The 18784-nt window shown below is 66.0% G+C and carries 15 protein-coding genes; 11 read left to right on the top strand and 4 right to left on the bottom strand.

What is annotated here, in order from left to right:
• Window positions 1-79: 79 nt before the first annotated feature.
• A complete protein-coding gene (locus tag SOM28_RS02965; protein ID WP_320467132.1) occupies window positions 80-808 on the bottom strand; it encodes a GntR family transcriptional regulator in 729 nt (242 codons plus the stop codon).
• Between the two features lie 635 nt (window positions 809-1443).
• Between SOM28_RS02965 and SOM28_RS02970 the strand changes: the two genes are divergently transcribed.
• From SOM28_RS02970 to SOM28_RS02980, 3 genes are read left to right on the top strand one after another with little or no spacing between them, the layout of a single operon-like run.
• Window positions 1444-2172 carry a gluconate 2-dehydrogenase subunit 3 family protein gene (locus SOM28_RS02970; RefSeq protein WP_320467133.1) on the top strand — a complete coding sequence of 243 codons (729 nt, stop codon included), beginning with the start codon at window positions 1444-1446 and terminating at the stop codon, window positions 2170-2172.
• Between the two features lie 6 nt (window positions 2173-2178).
• Complete coding sequence (locus SOM28_RS02975) at window positions 2179-3954, top strand: GMC family oxidoreductase (protein ID WP_320467134.1); 1776 nt, start codon at window positions 2179-2181, stop codon at window positions 3952-3954.
• Between the two features lie 12 nt (window positions 3955-3966).
• The gene (locus SOM28_RS02980) at window positions 3967-5364 is read left to right on the top strand and encodes a cytochrome c (RefSeq protein WP_320467135.1); all 1398 of its coding nucleotides are present in this window, start codon (window positions 3967-3969) and stop codon (window positions 5362-5364) included.
• Between the two features lie 134 nt (window positions 5365-5498).
• On the opposite strand, the gene SOM28_RS02985 is transcribed toward SOM28_RS02980, so the two are convergent.
• A complete protein-coding gene (locus SOM28_RS02985; protein WP_320467136.1) occupies window positions 5499-6569 on the bottom strand; it encodes an ABC transporter substrate-binding protein in 1071 nt (356 codons plus the stop codon).
• Between the two features lie 200 nt (window positions 6570-6769).
• Between SOM28_RS02985 and SOM28_RS02990 the strand changes: the two genes are divergently transcribed.
• On the top strand, window positions 6770-7948 hold the full coding sequence (locus tag SOM28_RS02990) for a sigma-54 interaction domain-containing protein (protein WP_320467137.1): 1179 nt from the start codon (window positions 6770-6772) through the stop codon (window positions 7946-7948).
• 15 nt (window positions 7949-7963) lie between these two features.
• Here SOM28_RS02990 and SOM28_RS02995 read toward each other — a convergent pair whose 3' ends face one another.
• On the bottom strand, window positions 7964-9004 hold the full coding sequence (locus SOM28_RS02995) for an ABC transporter substrate-binding protein (protein ID WP_320467138.1): 1041 nt from the start codon (window positions 9002-9004) through the stop codon (window positions 7964-7966).
• A 233-nt stretch (window positions 9005-9237) separates the two neighbouring features.
• Between SOM28_RS02995 and SOM28_RS03000 the strand changes: the two genes are divergently transcribed.
• Entirely contained in the window at window positions 9238-10305 is a 1068-nt protein-coding gene (locus SOM28_RS03000; protein WP_320467139.1) for an ABC transporter substrate-binding protein, read from the top strand.
• Here SOM28_RS03000 and SOM28_RS03005 read toward each other — a convergent pair.
• Window positions 10302-10892: a malonic semialdehyde reductase gene (locus SOM28_RS03005; RefSeq protein WP_320467140.1), complete on the bottom strand. Its 591-nt coding sequence runs from the start codon at window positions 10890-10892 to the stop codon at window positions 10302-10304. The genes SOM28_RS03000 and SOM28_RS03005 overlap by 4 nt on opposite strands.
• 213 nt (window positions 10893-11105) lie before the next feature.
• Between SOM28_RS03005 and SOM28_RS03010 the strand changes: the two genes are divergently transcribed.
• From SOM28_RS03010 to SOM28_RS03035, 6 genes are all read left to right on the top strand, one after another.
• Entirely contained in the window at window positions 11106-12119 is a 1014-nt protein-coding gene (locus SOM28_RS03010) for an LLM class flavin-dependent oxidoreductase (RefSeq protein WP_123068079.1), read from the top strand.
• A 27-nt stretch (window positions 12120-12146) separates the two neighbouring features.
• Window positions 12147-13304, top strand: a complete 1158-nt coding sequence (locus SOM28_RS03015) for an LLM class flavin-dependent oxidoreductase (protein WP_320467141.1) — start codon at window positions 12147-12149, stop codon at window positions 13302-13304.
• 216 nt (window positions 13305-13520) lie between these two features.
• Complete coding sequence (locus SOM28_RS03020) at window positions 13521-15911, top strand: TonB-dependent receptor (RefSeq protein ID WP_320467142.1); 2391 nt, start codon at window positions 13521-13523, stop codon at window positions 15909-15911.
• 135 nt (window positions 15912-16046) lie between these two features.
• Window positions 16047-16796: a class II aldolase/adducin family protein gene (locus SOM28_RS03025; RefSeq protein WP_320467143.1), complete on the top strand. Its 750-nt coding sequence runs from the start codon at window positions 16047-16049 to the stop codon at window positions 16794-16796.
• A gap of 10 nt (window positions 16797-16806) precedes the next feature.
• Entirely contained in the window at window positions 16807-17886 is a 1080-nt protein-coding gene (locus SOM28_RS03030) for an ABC transporter substrate-binding protein (RefSeq protein ID WP_320467144.1), read from the top strand.
• A complete protein-coding gene (locus tag SOM28_RS03035) occupies window positions 17883-18776 on the top strand; it encodes an ABC transporter permease (protein WP_320467145.1) in 894 nt (297 codons plus the stop codon). The genes SOM28_RS03030 and SOM28_RS03035 overlap by 4 nt, the downstream gene beginning before the upstream one ends.
• Window positions 18777-18784 lie beyond the last annotated feature (8 nt).

The following is an 18784-nucleotide window of genomic DNA, read 5'->3' on the forward strand; positions in this document are numbered from 1 at the left end:
ATTCCTGCGGTGGGAAGACCTGCAGTGTCCGTGTGGATGCGACGGCTCGCGTCGCGCGGGCAGGCAGCCGAGACGCCGGTCAGGATACCTTGCGCGGCGGCGCGGCGTCGGTCACCATCTCCATCACCGAATTACGCTTGTCCAGCAGGTGCAGCGACAGGATCGCCGCCAGGCGCTTGCCGTCGCGCGCCTCGAGCGCCTCCATCATCTGCTGGTGCTCCTCGATCGCCTGGTCCCATTTTTCGGGGACGATATTGGACTTAAGCCGCAAGGACTGCAGCCGCCGGTTCATGTTCAGGTAAGTATGGTGGAGGACGGAATTGCGCGCAGCCTCGGAGATCTTGTTGTGGATCGCCTGGTTGCGGCTGTAGTAGCCGGGCAGGTCGCCCTGTTCACGGCAGGTCAGCATGGCATCATGCAGGGCCCGGATCTCGGCCACTTCCTCGGGCGTGATCCGCGCGCACGCATGTTCGCCCGCGAGGGCTTCGAGGCCGCTGACGAATTCGAAGGTTTCCCATACTTCTTGCTGCGACATCTTGTAGACCGAGGCGCCGCGATTCGGCGAGATCTCGATCAGGCCCTCGGCGGCGAGTGCCTTCAAGGCTTCGCGCAGGGGAGTGCGCGAAATGCCCATGGTTTCGCACAGTTCGCGCTCGTTGAGTTTCATTCCGGGTGGGAACACGGACTCGACGATCATCCGGCGCAGGTGGGAAACCACCGTGTCGTGCAGGTGCTGCCGGGCCAGCTTTGGAAGAGCCGGCGCCGCGGCGCCGCGCTCCAAAGCTGGATCAACTTTCGAGTCTTGCATTCAATGTCTCCACTTCCATAGTTTTGGAGGAATTCTATCATTCGGCCGTATTTGCATCGCTGAAAGCAGACTTAACTTCTCGAAAATAATGATCTGCCATGCATAGGTCGGGGCTGCAGTATGTTCCATTTCTGCAACAAATCCGAACGCGAGAGTACGCCTGGCGTCTCTTGCCATCCAGTTTGACCAAGTGTCAAATGCGACGCCCGTGGCGCCCGTTCGTCATATCGCGATTCTCAGACACGATCCCGATTTGCTTCCGACGCTCGCCGGTGAACGAGATGCACATTCTGGCGACGGCACACGGTCGGCAGAGGAGATAAGCCCAGCTGAATCAAGATATCCAAAGCCGCTGGCGAGATGAATCAAAAGATTCTAAAGCTTCTGAAATTTCGAAACTGCAATTCTAGCAGCTGATGCCGCTGTCGCGCGTGTAACTATTGGTAATCGTCAATTAGTTGCCGTGAGTGGCTTTATAGGCCATTGGTGCTATCAAAACGTCGGATACCTAAAAATTTCCCTGTAGAAATTACCCGTAGCGGGTGGCGGGGACTGGCATACCAACCCGGTTGTTGGTACTATGTATCTTGCATTTTGCATACAAAATACATTCCTTACATTGAGAGAGAGACTTCATGTCCGACGATCAGCAATCCCCATCGCGGCGGCGCCTCATCAAGAGCCTGGTGTTCGTGCCCATGGGCGCGGGCGCGGCGGCAGCCATCCATCAGGGTCTGCCCAACGCCAATGCCACCGCCACCGCCCCCGCGGAAGGCAAGCCGAATCCCTACACGCCCAAGTTCTTCAACGCGAAGGAATGGAAATTCGTGATCGCCGCGGTCGATCGCCTGATTCCGCATGACGAGCACGGCCCCGGCGCCGTCGAGTCGGGCGTGCCAGAGTTCATCGATCGCCACATGCAGTCGCCGTACGCATCCGGCAGCATCTGGTACATGCAGGGCCCGTTCCTGGAAGCGACGTCCGATTTCGGCTACCAGGGCAAGCTTGCGCTGAAGGACATCATCCGCGTCGGCATCGCCAACGTCGACGCCCACTGCGTCAAGACCTATTCAGGCAAGGCGTTCGCCGACCTCGACGTGCGCATGCAGGAAGCGGTCCTGAAGGACCTCGAAGGCGGCAAGATCAAGCTCGCCGACATTTCGTCGAAGACCTTCTTCGCTGACTTCCTGTCTGAAACGCGCGCCGGCTACTTCTCCGATCCTAGCCACGGCGGCAACAAGGACATGGGCGCCTGGAAGATGATCGGTTACCCCGGCATGCGGGGCGACTACCTGGAGTGGGTGAAGATTCGCGACAAACCGTATCCGCTGGGACCGGTGGACCTGGCTGGACGGAGGGGATAAGAGAATATGGCAATCGTAAAAGAGAAAAAAGACGTCGTCATCGTCGGCGCCGGCTGGGTCGGCGCCATCATGGCCAAGGAATTGACCGACGCCGGTCTGAACGTGGTCATCCTGGAACGCGGCCCTGACCGCGACACGCAGACCGACTTCGCGTATCCGCGTGTGATCGACGAACTCGAAGGCTCGGTGCACCGCAAATACCTGCAGTCGCTGGCGCAAGAAACCGTGACCATCCGCCATAACCTGTCCACCGTGGCGGTGCCGAAGCGCCGCATGGGTTCGTTCAAGCCGGGCACCGGTGTGGGCGGTGCGGGTTCGCACTGGTCGGGCGTGCACTTCCGCGCGTTGCCGGAAGACTTCAACCTGCGCAGCACGATGGAGCAGCGCTACGGCAAGAAGATCATGCCAGCCGGCATGTCGATCCAGGATTTCCCGGTCACCTTCGAAGAGCTGGAGCCACATTTCGACCACTTCGAATACGTGTGCGGCACCTCGGGCAAGGCCGGCGTCATCAACGGCAAGGTCGTCCCAGGTGGCAATCCGTTCGAAGGTTCGCGTTCGCGCGAATACCCGCTGGGACCAAACCCGGATTACCTGGGCGGCGAAATGTTCTACACCGCGGCGCGTGAAATGGGTTACCACCCGTTCCCGATCCCGGCCTCGAATACCTCGGCCAGCTATGTCAACCCGTACGGTTGCCAGATGGGTCCGTGTAACTTCTGCGGCTTCTGCTCGGACTACGGTTGCCTGAACTACTCGAAGGCCAGCCCGAACATCAACATCTTCCCTGTGCTGCGCGGCCGCAAGAACTTCGAAATGCGCACGCTGGCCCAGGTACTGAAGGTCAACCTGACGGCGGACGGCAAGATGGCCACCGGCGTGAACTACCTCGACGCGGGCGGCCAGGAATGCGAGCAGCCGGCGGACATCGTCATCCTGGGCGCGTTCTCGCTGTACAACGTGCACCTGATGCTGGTGTCGAAGATCGGCCCGGCCTACGATCCGGTGACCAAGACCGGCACCGTCGGCAAGAACTACTCGTACCAGAACCTGAATCGCGTCTCGCTGTTCTTCGACAAGAACGTGCACGCCAACCAGTTCATGGGCGTTGGCGGCGGCGGCACCACCTTCGACGACCTGAACGGCAACCGCAACGATCCGACCAAGTCGGGCTTCGTCGGCGGCGGCGTCATCTGGGCGCGTCAGCCTGGCGGCGGTCCGGTGCGCGGCATCGCGACCGCGCCGGGCGTGCCGAACTGGGGTAGCGACTGGAAGAAGGGCGCCAAGGACGCGATGCGTCACTCGTTCTACTACGAAGTGCAGGGTTCCTGCATGTCGTACGACGACGCCTACCTGGATCTGGACCCGAACTACAAGGACGCCTTCGGTCGTCCGCTGCTGCGCATGACCTTCGACTGGCATGACAACGAGATCGCGGCGTCGGCCTACCTGGTCGACAAGGCGCAGGAGATGTGCAAGGTGCTGAACCCGCTGGCGACCAAGGGCGACGCCAAGAAGCCGGGCACGCACTACAACATCAACCAGTACCAGAGTACGCACACGGTCGGCGGCGCCATCATGGGCGCGAATCCGAAGACCTCGGCCTTGAACAAGTACCTGCAGTCGTGGGACGTGCCGAACGTGTTCGCGCCGGGCGCCAACGCCTTCCCGCAGAACAACGGCTATAACCCGACCGGCATGGTCGGCGCGCTGGCCTACTGGTGCGCGAAAGCGATCCGGGAACAGTACATCAAGAACCCGGGCCCGCTGGTGCAGGCATAAGAGGACGAACACATGACCAAACAAAAACCTGTCAAGAAGATCGTCCTCGGTCTCGCCATCGCCGGCGCGGTGGTCTTTGCCGGCGCCTACGGCTATGCCGTGGCGCCGACCGAGACCCGCAAGATCGAACCGGGTCCGCAACTGGCCAACCTGGCGCCCGGCGTCAAGCCGGATGCCGGCTTGATCGAAAAGGGCCGCTATGTCGCCACCGCGTCCGACTGTATCGCCTGCCACACGGCGCCCGGCGGCAAGGAGTTCGCCGGCGGCCGCGTGATCCAGTCGCCGATCGGTAATATGTACGCGACCAACGTCACGCCGGACAAGGAAACCGGCATTGGCAACTACTCGCTGGACGATTTCGATCGCGCGGTCCGCCACGGCATCGTGCCGAGCGGCGGCACGCTGTATCCGGCGATGCCGTTCCCGTCGTATGCCCGCATGAGCGACGACGATATGCGCGCGCTGTACGCCTATTTCATGCACGGCGTCGAGCCGGTCAAGCAGGCCAACCGCGACAACGAGATCAGCTGGCCGCTGTCGACCCGCTGGCCGCTGGGCATCTGGCGCAAGACCTTCGTGCCGGTGCAGGGCCCGATGGACCTGTCGAAGTATTCCGACCAGACCATCGCCCGCGGCGCCTACCTGGTGCAGAGCCTGGGCCATTGCGGCAGCTGCCACACCCCGCGTGCGGCGACGCTCAACGAGCTGGCGCTGGACGAATCCGGTCCGGAATACCTGGCCGGCGGTCCGCTGATCGATGGCTGGCTGGCGGTGAACCTGCGCGGCGACAAGGTCGACGGCATGGGCAACTGGACTGCGCAAGACATCGTCGACACGCTCAAGACCGCCCGTAACAAGCACTCGGGCGTGCTGGGCGAGCCGATGCAGGACGTCGTCAAGCACAGCACCCAGAACATGACCGACGACGACCTGATGGCGATGGCGCTCTACATCAAGAGCCTGCCGGAGAGCGGCAACAAGAAGGCCACCTTCGCCGCCAGCGACGCCACCGTGCAGAAGATCATGCAGGGTAACGACAGCGAACGCGGCGTCCAGCTCTACCTGGACAACTGCGCGGCCTGCCACCGCGTGGACGGCAAGGCGGCCGGCGACGTGTTCCCTGCGCTGCCGGGCAATCCGACCGTGCTGCAGGAAGACGCAACGTCGTTGATCCGTGTGATTCTGGCCGGCGCCCGCCTGCCATCGACCCACACGGCGCCTTCCGACCTGGGCATGCCGGGCTTCGCCTGGCGGTTGTCGGACGAAGAGACCGCGCAGCTGGTGACTGTCGTTCGTAACAGCTGGGGCAACCAGGCTTCGCCAGTCGGCGCGGCGGAAGTCGCCAAGGTGCGCAAGCTGGTCAAGGAGCATGAGCTGCACACGGCGGACAAGGGCGATACCAAGCACTGATCCGGTAGCGTACCTCTAGCTCGTATCAACGTCGTCCCCGCGCAGGCGGGGACCCAAGTATTTAAGCGTTTCGACAGCGCTGGCAGTACTTGGGTCCCCGCCTTCGCGGGGACGACGTTTTTGGGCTAACGGATTCAATGGACGTAGACGGCGCCTTGGACCGGCGGGTAGATCGGTGCGGCATGGGCGGGTTGTCGCGCGAACTGTAGGGCCTCGGATAATGGCGCCGGATCGATCCAGTCATCGATATCGAAATCGCGCCGTATATACCCCCAATCAAGCAGGAATTCCTTCTGCGACGCCAACCCCGCCAGCCGCACCGGATCGAGTCCCGGCGTCAGGCTGCGGTGGAGGGCCGGACCCAGCGCGCCGATCACGTCGAGCGCGGTATAGCCGGGATTCTCGAGCGCCGCCAGCTGCCCCACCTCGTCCGGATGCTCGCGCGCCCAGGCCCCCGCGCGCAGCAGCACGTCCAGGTAGCGGCGCACGATGCCGGGATGGCGCGCCAGGAAATCGCCGTCGACCGTGATCGGCCGTGGCGTGCCGTTGTTCACCCGCTGCAGCGGATCTTCCAGCCGGTTCAGGTCGGCGATCACGCGCAAGGACGGATCGCGCGCCGCGGCGTGGCCCTGAGCGCCGCGCAGGAAAACCGCATCCACATAGCCCGACTTCAGCGCATCGAGTTCGATGTCGCGCCCGGGATCGCGTTGAGGGAATTCGAAATCGGGCGACTCGATATGGGTCCAGCGTGCGCGGCGCGGATCGAGCCCGGCAACGTTCAACGCGGTAACGAAGCCGCGCTGGGCGCTGGCGCGGTGGATGTCGATCAGGGCGCGCCGGCGCAGCGGCAGTCCGAGACGCTTCGTTTTCAGGTCGGCCAGGGTCTGGATGCCGCCGCCCTCCCGCACCAGGATGGCCTGGTATTCGTCGACCCAGGTGATGCCCACCACCACCGCGCCCTGGCCCTCGGAGCGGGCCCACAGCGCCGGCACATTGCCGCCTTCGCGGAACAGGCCCGTCTGGCCGTGGTGGTAATAGGACAGGCGGATGTCGCGGCTGGCCGCGTCTTCCAGCGAGCGCAGCGAGGTGGCGCCGCCGTCGAACTCGGCGTGCAGCCAGCCCTTGGCGACGGCGAGGCCGGTGGCGGTGGCGCCGCCCCGGTGGCTATACCAGAGCTGGATCGGGGAATGCAGTGGTGATGTCATGTGTTGTTTCCAGGTTGTCGTATCCACAGTCAGAGCAAGCGCCGGGCCAGCGCAAATCGCCTGTCGATTGCTGATTTCTGCGCAGCGTTTGCTGGCTGGCGCGCAGTTTTGGGTATGGCCGCCTTGGATATGCGTAATCCGGATAAGCTTGCGTCGGACAATTCGTTCGCAGCGCGGCGGTGCGCGACTATAGTCAGGACATGAACCTGACCGCCCCCTACCTACCACCCGAATTCGCGCGCAACGCCCAGCTCGCGCGCGGCGGCCCGGACGCCGAACCGCTGGTGGCGTTCACCGACGCGCCCAAGACCAGCCTCCTGGTGCGGGCCACCGCCTTCGTGTTCGCCGACCCGCGCTCCCGCGCGCTGCAAGAGATGATCGAGCGCGTGGCGCCCAGCGAGGCGACCATCCTCGTCACCGGCGAAACCGGCACCGGCAAGGAGCTGATCGCGCGCCACGTGCACGCGCTGAGCCGCCGTAGCGGCGGCAAATTCGTGGCGATCAACTGCGGCGCGTTTTCCGAGACCCTGATCGAGAGCGAGTTGTTCGGCTACGAAAAGGGGGCCTACACCGGCGCCGTGCAGGGCAAGGCCGGCTGGTTCGAGACCGCCAATGGCGGCACGCTGTTCCTCGACGAGATCGGGGATTTGCCAATGCCGATGCAGGTCAAGCTGCTGCGCGTACTGCAGGAGCGCGAAGTGGTGCGCCTGGGCTCGCGCCAGACGGTGCCGATCGACGTGCGCCTGATCGCCGCCACTAATGTCGACCTGGCCGAGGCGGTGCGCGCCGGGCGCTTCCGCGAAGACCTGTACTACCGTTTGCAGGTGATCGCGCTGCCGCTGCTGCCGCTGCGCGAGCGGCCCGGGGACGTGATGCCGCTCACGCGCCACTTCGTCCAGGTCTATGCCGAGCGCCTGCACCTGGGCGAGGTGAGCCTGTCGCCAGAAGCCGAATTGGCGCTGCGCCAGTATCCGTGGCCCGGCAATATCCGCGAACTGGAGAACGTGGTCCACCGTGCGTTGCTGGTGTGCCGCAACGGCCGGGTCACTCCAGCAGACTTGAGCTTGTCGCCGTTGATGCAGGCGCATGTGATCGCGCCGGCTCCACCGGTGTACTTTGCGCCGGCCGCGCCTGTATCAGCTCCACCGCCCGAACCCGAGCCGTCTGCCCCCGTCGCCTGCGAATCCGACCGCTTCCAGGCCGCCTGGCAGGCGCTGCTCGACTCGGGCGAGCAGATCACCTTCGAGGCCCTGCAGCTGCAGTTGGTGGTGGCCGCCTGGGAGAGCAGCGAGCGCAACCAGCTGCGCACGGCGCGCTACCTGAACATCAGCCGCAACGTGCTGCGCACCTATCTGAAGAAGGCCGGCGTCCTGGCCTGACGCCGGCCGCATTTCTCAAGCCGCCAACTGCTCCCGGCTCTCCAGCTGCGCGCGCGCCGCCGCCAGCGGCCGCGCGTCGGCCCAGGCGCGCACGTCGACGTCGCGGTCGAGGAAGCCGTGGACCAGCTGGAAATTCTTCTGCTGTTCGAACAGGGCCAGGCGTTCTTCGGACAGGTCGGGCGCCAGCGCCGTATGAAAGCCGTCGCGGTAGGCGGCGGCCACGGCGTCGTCGCCGGCCTGGGTCTCGAGCTGCAGGATGGCCCGCACCTCGTCGCGGTGCCGGGCTGCCCAGTCGGCGGCGCGCAGCGTCTGGGCCAGGAAGCGGGTCAACAGGTCGAAATGGCGCTCCAGGAATTCGCGGTGGACGGTGATCGGCCGTGGCGTGCCGTTGTTGACGCGGTGACGGCGCTGGGGCAGGGCGTCGAGGTCGATGCCGACTTCGACGCCGGCCGCGCGCGCCGCCTCCACCGCCGCCGCGCCTTTGACATAGACCGCATCGACGTCGCCGCGCACCAGGGCGGCGATGCCTTGCCACAGGCTGGCGCCGGGAGCGGCGCCCGGCGGCGTCGCTTCGGGACTGCCCACTTCTTCCAGGATCACGTCGGCCAGGCCCAGGCCGACGCTGGCCAGTGCCCCGTGGTAGCCGGCCAGGCTCATGCCGCGTGCGATGCTCCGTCCGCGCCGGTTCCATTCGAGGTCATCGCGGCGAAACACGGGCAGCGCCAGCCGCTTGCCCTGCAGGTCGCGCGGGCTGCGGATGCCGGAACCGGGCCGCACCAGGATCGTTTGCCACTCGTCGATCCAGGTCAGGCCAACCAGGCGGGTGTCGGCGCCTTGTGCCCGCGCCGGCAGGGCAAGCAGGTTGCCGCCTTCGCGGATCAATGTAGTCAGGCCGTGGTCGTAATGGTGGCGCGCCAGCTCGCCGCCGGTTTCCTGCAAGGTCTTGATGGCGATGCCGTCGGCGGCGAATTCCTCGTCCAGCCATCCCAGCTTGTAGGCCAGGCCGGTGGCGGTGGGGACGGGACATCGGGTAAACCAGATCGTATCAATGCTCATGCGCTCAGCTCCTTCGGTGGGCAGGCCGAACGGCCCGGTGCCTGTCAGGGATGCAGGAAGCGTGCCGGTGCTGGCCACGGAGGATCTGCTGGATTTGCGGCAGCGTGTGCGCACCGCTGCTGCGGTGTCAGCAATCGCTGCTCCGGAGCCAGTAGCTGCCCGCTGCGCGAGGATGGCACGTGTCTTGCGGTTGAGATACCGACGTCGTCCAAGTCCATCATCGAGGAGAATCCATGAGTACCGAACCATCACACCCGCTCGACACCCTGTGGTACACCCGCTGCCCGGTGCCGACCGCGCTCGGCATCGCCGTTCAGCAGGGCTGGCTCGAAGAGACGCTGGCCGCGCGCGGCACCGCCGTCAAATCGCTGCGCGAGTCGGACCAGCGCGCCGTGCGCGAATCGCATTTCGACCATACCCTGCAGAACTCCGTGCGCCACGGCGGCAACATCCCGGCGCTGTGGGCGCGCGCGGCGGGCAGCGCCACGCGGCTGATCGGCCTGTCGTGGGCCGACGAGACCCAGCGCATCCTGACCCTGCCGACCAGCGGCATCCGCACCCCGCGCGACCTCAAGGGCCGCCGCTTCGGCCTGCCCAGGTGGACCAACGCCCAGATCGATTTCGCCCGCGCGCAAGCCATCCGTGGCCTGGAGAACGCACTGCGCCTGGACGGGCTCGAGGTCAGCGACGTGGAGCTGGTCGATTTCGTGATCGAGCAGGGCCAGAGCGACGCGCCGGCCGAGCGCGTGGCCGGCACCAATGTTTTCGGCGGCCGGCGCAGTAGCGGCGGCCAGGCGGCCGAGCTGGTGGGCCTGCTGCGCGGCGAGGTCGATGCGATCTTCCTGAAGGGCGCGATCGCGGCCCAGCTGGCGCAGCTGTTTGGCCTGCACACGGTGATCGATACCGGCGTGCACCCCGAGCCGCTGGTGCGCTCGAATAACGGCACGCCGCGCGCGCTGACGGTCGATAGTCACCTGGTCGAGCAGCACTTCGACGTGGCGGTGGACATCGTCGACCAGGTGCTGCGCGCCCAGGAGTGGGCGCGCGTCCACCCGGACGATACGCGCCGCTTCCTGGCGCGCGAATCGAATACCAGCGAGTACTGGGTGACCGCGGCCTACGGGCAGGATGCGCATCAGCGGCTGGACACCTCGCTGTCGGAAGCGAACATCGCCGGACTGCAGGATTTCGCGGACTTCTTGCTGCGCTGGGAATTCCTGCCGGCGGCGGTCGACGTGCGCAGCTGGATCGATGCGCGGCCGTTCGACGCCGCGCTGGCGCGCCGCCTGCGGGCGGCCTAGAGCACGGTAACGGCCTGCGCGAATTCGAGGCGCGGGCCGCGCGGGCGCAGCGATTCCGGGTCGCCGTAGCCAAGGTTGACGAGGAGGTTGGCGCGGTATCGTCCGTCCGCAAAGAACTCGCGGTTGACGGCATCGGCATCGAAGCCCGACATCGGACCGGTGTCCAGGCCCAGGGCCCGCGCGGCCAGGATCAGATAGGCGCCCTGCAGCGCGGCATTGCGTTGTGCCGTCGACTCGAGCAGGGCCGGGTTGGCGTCGAACAGCGCCTTGGCGTCGTAGACAGGGAATTGCTCGGGCAGGTGCTCGTGAAAGCGCAGGTCCTGGGCCACGATCACGACCGCCGGCGCCGCCAGGGTCTTGTCGCGGTTGCCGGACGAGAGGCCTGGCGCGAGGCGTTCCTTCGCCTCTGGCGACTGCAGGACAATGTAGCGCGCCGGCTGGGCGTTGAAGGCGGTCGGGCCCCATTTCAGCAAGTCGTACAGGGCCGCGATGGTCTCGCGCTCGATCGCGCGCGGCAGGAAGCGGCTGTAGGTGCGGGCGCTGCGAAACAGCTGGTCGAGGGCGGCGTCGTTCAGTGGTGAGGACAAGATCGGTACTCCAGGAGTTGGATGAAGGGACTGTCACCCGCACGCAAGAAGCGCTCCAGCCGCGGCCGGCGCTGGCCGCTGCGCGGGATGCAGCAGGCTGTCGTTTTGTGGACAGTGCGCGCGCGCCAGGTGCTGCGTGCGCAGCAGCCTGGCCATCGGCCGCATGGCATGCATCCTGCTCGACTGGAGCTTACCACTTCACGAGGATCCCGTATGACCACCGAATTCATCTGGCAACTGCCCACCAGCGGCGACGGCCGCTACTCGCAAGCGCAGCGCAGCCGCCGCGGAGAGCGCGCCGCGCCGGGCCACATTCCGTTCACGGAAGGCGTGAGCGATCCGCGCGGCGACCGCTTCAATTACTTCGACTACCTGCACCAGGTCGCGCGCGCTGCCGACATCACCGGCTTCGATGGCGTGCTGGTCCCGCATGACCTGGAAGGCGACGAATCCTGGATCGTGGCCGGCTACCTGGCGCGCGGCACGCGGCATGTGCGGCTGATCGCCGGCTTCGATGCGGGTTGGGGTTCAGCGGTCTATGCCGCCAAGAACGCGGTCAGCTTCCAGCGCGCGACCAACGGCCGCTTCGGCTGGCAGATCGTTGCGGGCGCGGACGAGGCGACGCGGCGGCGCCATGCCGACAATGTGCCGCAGCAGGATGTGCTGGCGCGGATCGACGAATTCGTGACCGTCGCACGGGGCGTGCAGACGAGCGCCCCCTACGACTTCAAGGGCCGCTTCTTCGAAGTGCAGGGCGGTGGCTTCCGTGGCCCGCTGGGCGGCAACCCCTTGCCGCCGGTGTACCTGGGAGGCACATCGGAAGAGGCGCTTGCGCTGTCGGCGCGCCAGGCCGACGTCCACGTGTTCGCCGCCGCCCCGGTCGAGGAGCTGCGTGCGCCTATCGCGCGCCTGCGTGAACTCGCCCAGGGGAGGTCGCTCGCGATCGGACTGCGCATCGACGTGCTGGCGCGCGAGGACGCCGCGGAAGCGGAGCGCGAGGCCGCGCTCTACCTGGCGCAGAGCGGGCAAGAGCGTGCCGGCTTCGAGCGCGGCACCCTGGTCGGCAGCTACGACGAGGTCGAGCAGCGCCTGGCCGAGTATGCCGAGGCCGGCGTCACCAGCTTCGTGCTGGGCGCCACGCCGTCCCTCGAAGAAGCATGGCGCTTCGGGGAGCACGTGCTGCCGCGCCTGCGCGCCCGCTTGAACCAAGACCGCCAGGCCGCCTGACCCTTTCCGCATTCAAGGACATCCATCATGACCATCGATATCTTCTGGCGTATTCCCACCCATGGCGAGCCGAGCTCGCACCGCAGCCGCGCGCCGCATCGCGGTGACTGGTTCCCCGGCAACGACAACCTGCGCAACCCCAGCGTCGGCGGCGGCAGCGGCGGTTTCAGCTACATCGACTACATCGCCGAGATCGCCCATGCGGCCGAGATCTCCGGCTTCCAGGGCGGCCTGATACCGTCGTTCCCGATGACGGACGAGCCGTGGGTGATCTCGAGCCTGCTGGCGCGCGAGACCTCGACCTTCCGCTTCATGATCCCGTTCCAGCCGGGCTTTCTGAACCCGGTGGTGGCGGCGCGCATGACGGCCAGCCTGCAGCGCGCCACCGGCGGGCGGGCGCTGTACAACGTGATCACCGGCGGCGGCGGGCCGGCGCAGCTGTGGTGGGGCGATTCGGCCGGCCATGACGACCGCTATACCCGCACCACCGAATTCCTCGACATCGTGCGCGGCGTCTGGCGCGGCGGCTCGTTCTCTTACCAGGGCAAGTTCTACCAGGTGGAGGATGCGGGCCTGGCGCATCCGCTGTCCAGCCAGGAATTCCCCGAGATTTACTTCTCAGGCTCGTCCGACGCGGCGTTGGCCTCGGCCTCGAAGCATGCCGACTACTACCTGACCTGGCTCGAGCCCTTCGAGCAACTGCGCGAGAAATTCGCCAAGGTCAAGGAAAAGACCGACAAGCTGGGACGCAAGATCAAGTGCGCGGTGCGGGTCGACATCGTGGCGCGCGCCACGGAGGAAGAAGCCTGGGCCGAGGTGGCGAAGGGCTTCGCCAATACCGACAAGGCCACGCTGGATGCCTTCCTCGGCGTGGACGGCAGCGATTCAGTGGGCGCGGCGCGCCAGCGCGGCAACCGGCCGACCACGGTCAACAGCTACAAGGACCTGATCGTCGAGCCGAATATCTGGTCGGGCTTCAATCTGCTGCGCGGCGGCCAGACCCAGGGCATCGTCGGCAGCTACGAGCAGGTGGCGCAGCGGCTGGACGACCTGGTGCAGCTGGGCGCCGACGCCTTCATCCTGGCCAGCACGCCGCACCTGGAAGAGGCCTACCGGGTGGGCGAGGAAGTGCTGCCGCTGGTGCGCGGGCGCGCCGGCCAGCAACTGCTGCGCGCGGTCGGATAGAACCCGTTCGTATGACAGGCAAGAAGGCCGGGGCTACCCGGCCTTTTCTTTTGCTCCTTGCGCGGCACCGTTTCGCGCTGCACTGCACCAATCCCAACACTCGCGCGCGAACTGCTAGCTAATCAACATAAAAATGCCGCAAACCGGCGATTTTCAGCGGGCACGGTGCTTGCGAATAGATCAGCGTCCAACGACTTTTTCCAATAAAGGATGCATATGCGCAGTTCGAACTCTCCTGCCACCCCGGGGCACACCACCAATCTGAATCCAACCCTGCTCGTACGCGCCATGCGCGCCGCCTTCGCTGTGACGCTCGGCGGCTGCGCGTTCGCCGGCGTGGCGCATGCCGCGCCAGAAGACGCCCCAGATGCTGTCGAAGCCCCGGTGGAAGCCGCGCCTGAGCCGGCGCTGGCGCCAGTGACCCTGCAGACCGTGACCGTGACCGCGCAAAAACGCGAGGGCCGCGCCCAGGATGTGCCGAGCGCGATCACGGTATTGGGCGGGAACGAACTGCTGTCCGAAGGCGTGGGCCGTTCGGCCAGCGAGATCCTGAACTATGTACCCAATGCCTCGGCCGGCACCCAGCAGCACAGCCGTCCGCGCTGGTGGATCCGCGGTGTCGGCGCCGGCCAGCAGCAGATCGACTTCCCGAACCCGGTCGGCTTCTACCGCGACGACGTCTATATCAGCAACTCGAGCGCCACCGGCTTCCCGCTGTTCGACCTCGAACGCGTGGAAGTGCTGCGCGGCCCGCAAGGCACCCTGTGGGGCAAGAACACCACGGGCGGCGCCATCAACGTGGTGTCGCGCAAGCCCAGCGCCCAGACCGACGGCTATTTCAAGGCCGACTACAGCAGCCATGACACGGTGCTGCTGCAGGGCGCGATCGGCGGCAGCATCAAGGACGACGTGCTCACCGGCCGCATCTCCTTCCATTCGGAGGAGCAGCACGAGGGCAACTTCAACAACGTCTTCAAGGGCACGAAGGATGGTGAGCTGAAGGACAACGCCTTGCGCGCCCAGCTGCGCGCAAAGATCAATCGCGACTTCACCGCCAATCTGTCGGTGCACTACCGCGACTACCGGGTCGACGGCGCGACCACCACGGTGGCCAGCTACGCGCCCAATGGCGTGTACCGCAACGGCTACGTCCCGTCGCGCGACCCCGAGGACGTCAGCAGCAATGCGCCATCGATCCAGAACATCGAACAGAAGGGCGCCAACCTGACGCTCGAGCATGCGTTCGGCGACTATGCGCTGACGTCGATCACGGGGTATGAGGACTTCGAATCGGACAGCTTGACCGATTCGGACAACTCTCCGCTGGAAATCAGCCGGGGCCGTACCGAGGCGCGCAGCCGCCAGTTTTCGCAGGAGTTGCGGCTGGCCTCGCCCAAGGGCGACCGCATCAACTGGGTCGGCGGCCTGCATTATTTCAGGGAGACGATCGATTCGGATTCCTCGGTGGCGCGCCTGCCGGAACCGATCGCGGGCGCGTTCCTGCCCAGCACCCAGCCGGTGGGCTTCAATAACACCGTCTACGAACACAAGACGCGCAGCTTCGCTGCCTTCGGCAGCGCCACCGTCGACTTCACCGAGCGCCTGCTGGCCACCATCGGCCTGCGCTGGACCACCGAAACGAAAGACCTCGACCTGCGCCGCATCCAGGCCGCCTCGAATACCATCAGCTTCGGCAACGCCGACAACTGGTGGAACACCCTCGTCGGCGGCAATTTCGGGGCGCCGGCGGTGGCCCGCAACAACTTCACGTCGAACCCGTCGACCACCTGGCGCGCCTGGACCTACGACTTCACGCCGCAGTACAAGATCGACGAGAACAAGCGCGTCTATTTCAAGTACGCGCACGGCATCAAGTCGGGCGGCTACAACACCAGCGCCGCCGACGTGCGTGCGCTGAACACGGTGGAGCCGGAAGAACTCGATTCGTACGAGGTCGGCTTGAAATCCGAATGGCTGGGCCGGCGCCTGAACCTGAACGCCAACCTGTTCTACTACGATTACCAGAAGGTGCAAGTCAATATCACCGGCATCTACAACGGCGACCCGACCCAGACCGTCAACTACCTGCAGAACGTCGACCGCGCCCACGTGGTTGGCGCCGAATTCGAACTCGAGGCCCGTCCCACCGAAGCGCTGCACCTGCAGGCCAGCGTCGGCCTGCTGCGCACCCAGTTCGACCGCTTCGAGATCCAGAACGGCGGCGGCAGCCGCAACGGCAACGAATTCGTGCGCTCGCCGCACGTGACGGCGCTGCTGGCGGCCGACTACAAGGTCCCGCTGGCCAATGGCGGGCGCGTTGTGTTCGGCGTCGACAGCCATTACACCGGCAAGCAGTTCTACTTCGTCGATCCGCAGCTCGACTCGCGCTACCTGCTGAACCAGAGCGGCTACACGCTGACCAATGCGCGCGCCATCTATACCGCGCCGGGCGGCCAGCACGAGTTCCGCGTCTACGCCGACAACATCACCGACAAGGTCTATAAAAACCACTCGCTGACGGCCTTCGTGCCGGGTACCACCAATGGCGACGTCGTCTACTGGGCGCCGGGCCGGCGCGTTGGTGGATCGTACACCTATCACTTCTGATCGAGACACCGTTGCTGGCGCAGCAGCAGTGCCGCTGGCCGCCGCTGCTGCGCAGCCAACAGTTGCCACTCCCAGGAGCTGGCATACGTCTTGCAAACCTTTGAATATCGACCCACCAGACACCGGAGAACAACCATGAGCGACATCCTCGAAGCAGTCAAACCCGACACCACCACCCGCCTGAGCGAGAAGGTCCTCGCCTTCGTCGAACAAACCCGCAAGGACGCCCAGCTGGCGTTTTCCGCCCTGCGCGAGACCGGCAGCCTGACGGCCTTCGGTACCGTCGGCTTCGTCGAGCGGGTGCCGGGCGAAGAGCTGGTGGTCATCGTCAATGACCCAGGCCCGTTCCGCAAGGGCGAGCCCCTGGTGGCTACCGTCGCGGGGCTGGACGGCACGATCTACGTCGGCGACAACAAGGGCGGCGGCGGGGCGGGGCGCTACCTGAAGCTGTTCAATACCCACCCGGACGTGACCACCATCTCGCACGTGCATTCGCCGGCGCTCGGCGCCTGGGCCCAGACCCACCGCACCCTGCCGATCCGTTACGTGCCAGTGCAGCGCTTCCAGCTGATCCGCGAGATCCCGATCTACATCGATCGCCGCCAGCCAGAGGTCGACTTCATCCTCGACGAGATCGCGAAGAACCCATATGCGACGGCAATCCTGGAAGCCAATGGCGGCTCCACCGTATGGGGCAAGGGAGGGCTGCTCAAGACGGCCGAGTTCATCCTGCTGCTGGAAGAAGGCGCCAAGATCCAGATCGCGGCCGAGGCGGTGGGCGGCTCGCGCGACTTCGGCCCCGGCGTCCTGCTGCAGCAGTGGAAGATGAGCAAGCTGATCGACCAGGCGCGTTCGCTGTCGCTGCTGCCCGCGACCGACCTGTAAGGAGCCGACCATGCGTGTTCCACCATTCTCGCAGCGGCGCCGCCTGGTCGGACTGTCGGCCGCGCTGATGCCGGTACTGTTGTCCGCCACCCAGGCCCGCGCCGCCGAACCCTTGCCCGCGGCCTTGCGGATCGCCGCCGTTTCGCGCACCGGGACATCCGGAAAGACCCTGTTCGCCGGTTCCTCGGCGCTGGTGCAGGAGCAGGGCTGGCTGGCGGCCGAATTGGGCAAGCTGGGCGTCAAGCTGCAGTGGGTGCCGGTGACCACCAACTCGGTGGCGGTCCAGGTCAATGAAGCCTTCGCCAACAAGTCGATCGACTTCGCCCAGTATGGCGACCTGCCGTCGATCATCGCCAACGCCTCGGGCCTGCGCACCCAGCTCGTGGTCCCTGGCGGCAGCATGAACAACACCTACCTGGTGGTGCCGGCCGACTCCAGCGCGCGCTCGATCAAGGATTTGAAGGGCAAGAAGATAGCGCTGCACCGCGGCCGGCCGTGGGAATTCCCGTTCTCGCGCCTGCTGGCAGCCAACGGCATGACGCAGAAGGACGTGCGCATCCTGAACCTGAATCCACAGGCCGGCGCCTCGGCGGTGGCGAGCGGCAGCGCCGACGCCTTCTTCACGCTGAGCGACGCCTTCCTGCTGGAAGATAAAAAGGTCGGCAAGATCATCTGGTCCAGCAAGCAGGCGCCCCAGGACTGGAAGATGCGCGCCGAGCTGTGGGGCGACAGCGCCTTCCTGCAGAAGCATCCGCGGCTCGCGCAACTGGTGGCCACCGCCTACGTCAAGGCGCACCAGAGCGTGATTGGGGAGAACGGTCGCGAGAACTACATCCGCCACGAGGTCGCGGCCGGCCATGCGCGCAGCCTGATCGAGCGCGAGTGGGAAGGCGACAATACCGACTGGAACACGCGCTGGGCGCCGCTGTTCACGCCCGAGTTGCGCGCGCACTACGCCGCCGGCGCCGCCTATGCCCAGCAGGCGCGCCTGATCGGACGGCCGCTGGACACCACCAATCTGTATGCGCCGCAATTCGTCGAGCAGGCGCTGGCCGAGCTCAAGCTGCAGAACCTGTGGGCGAGCCGATGAATCCAGGTGTGCTGTCGGCCGGCGCACGCGGCCTGGGCCTGGCCGAGCATGCGCGCAAGGTGGTGCAACCCGGACGGCCGGAGACCCCGACGCCGGCCAGGGTCGCGCGGCCACGTCGCGCGCGCTCCCTGGTCGAGCGCTGGCTCGACTGGCGCTGGTCGGGCTGGACCTCGCCGCTGCTGGTGCTGGCGCTATGGGTGGCGACCACCGAACTGGCGCTGGCGCCGGAGCAGATTCTCGTCCCTCCCTGGCAGGTGCTGGTGAGCGGCTGGGAGCTGGCCGAGAGCGGAGAACTGGGAGAGCACGTGGGGATCAGCCTCTCCCGGCTGCTGTCTGGCTTCGGCTTTGGTAGCGTGCTGGGCGTGGTCTTCGGCCTGGCCGTCGGCTTGTCGTCGCGGCTGGATGCGTATACGGCGCCGACCTTCCAGGTGCTGCGCCAGATTCCGTCGGTGGCCCTGATCCCGCTCTTCATCCTGGTGTTCGGCATCGGCGAGACCTTCAAGGTCGTCATCGTCGCCAAGGCCAGTTTCTTCATCGTGGCGCTGGCGGTGCACGACGCCGTCAAGAGCCTGCCGGTGCGCTACCTCGAGGTGGCGGCGATGCTGCGTTTTTCGCGGTTGCAGGTGATCCGCCGTGTGGTGCTGCCGGCCATCGTACCGGCCACCCTGACCGGGGTGCGCATTGCGCTCGGCCGCTCGTGGATGGTGCTGGTCGGCGCCGAGCTGCTGGCAGCCGAGAATGGCCTGGGGCAGATGATGGAGATGGCGCGCCAGATGTTCCGGCTCGATGTGGTGATGGTCGGCGTCGTGTTGACCGGCCTGGTCGGGCTGGTGCTGGACCGGGGCTTCCGCCTGCTCGAGGCTTGGCTGATGCGTTGGCAGCGCCGTTGAAGGGAAAG

Origin of the sequence: Massilia sp. CFBP9026, assembly GCF_034045165.1 — a bacterium.
GTDB lineage: Bacteria > Pseudomonadota > Gammaproteobacteria > Burkholderiales > Burkholderiaceae_D > Telluria > Telluria arenae.

Excerpts from the sequence above, each read along its gene's own strand:
- SOM28_RS03035 (WP_320467145.1), top strand. The coding sequence starts at position 17,883 with ATGAATCCAGGTGTGCTGTCGGCCGGCGCACGCGGCCTGGGCCTGGCC.
- SOM28_RS03015 (WP_320467141.1), top strand. The coding sequence starts at position 12,147 with ATGACCATCGATATCTTCTGGCGTATTCCCACCCATGGCGAGCCGAGC.
- SOM28_RS02980 (WP_320467135.1), top strand. The coding sequence starts at position 3,967 with ATGACCAAACAAAAACCTGTCAAGAAGATCGTCCTCGGTCTCGCCATC.
- SOM28_RS02990 (WP_320467137.1), top strand. The coding sequence starts at position 6,770 with ATGAACCTGACCGCCCCCTACCTACCACCCGAATTCGCGCGCAACGCC.
- SOM28_RS02965 (WP_320467132.1), bottom strand. The coding sequence starts at position 808 with ATGCAAGACTCGAAAGTTGATCCAGCTTTGGAGCGCGGCGCCGCGGCG.
- SOM28_RS03025 (WP_320467143.1), top strand. The coding sequence starts at position 16,047 with ATGAGCGACATCCTCGAAGCAGTCAAACCCGACACCACCACCCGCCTG.
- SOM28_RS02970 (WP_320467133.1), top strand. The coding sequence starts at position 1,444 with ATGTCCGACGATCAGCAATCCCCATCGCGGCGGCGCCTCATCAAGAGC.
- SOM28_RS03000 (WP_320467139.1), top strand. The coding sequence starts at position 9,238 with ATGAGTACCGAACCATCACACCCGCTCGACACCCTGTGGTACACCCGC.
- SOM28_RS02995 (WP_320467138.1), bottom strand. The coding sequence starts at position 9,004 with ATGAGCATTGATACGATCTGGTTTACCCGATGTCCCGTCCCCACCGCC.
- SOM28_RS02985 (WP_320467136.1), bottom strand. The coding sequence starts at position 6,569 with ATGACATCACCACTGCATTCCCCGATCCAGCTCTGGTATAGCCACCGG.
- SOM28_RS02975 (WP_320467134.1), top strand. The coding sequence starts at position 2,179 with ATGGCAATCGTAAAAGAGAAAAAAGACGTCGTCATCGTCGGCGCCGGC.
- SOM28_RS03010 (WP_123068079.1), top strand. The coding sequence starts at position 11,106 with ATGACCACCGAATTCATCTGGCAACTGCCCACCAGCGGCGACGGCCGC.
- SOM28_RS03020 (WP_320467142.1), top strand. The coding sequence starts at position 13,521 with ATGCGCAGTTCGAACTCTCCTGCCACCCCGGGGCACACCACCAATCTG.
- SOM28_RS03030 (WP_320467144.1), top strand. The coding sequence starts at position 16,807 with ATGCGTGTTCCACCATTCTCGCAGCGGCGCCGCCTGGTCGGACTGTCG.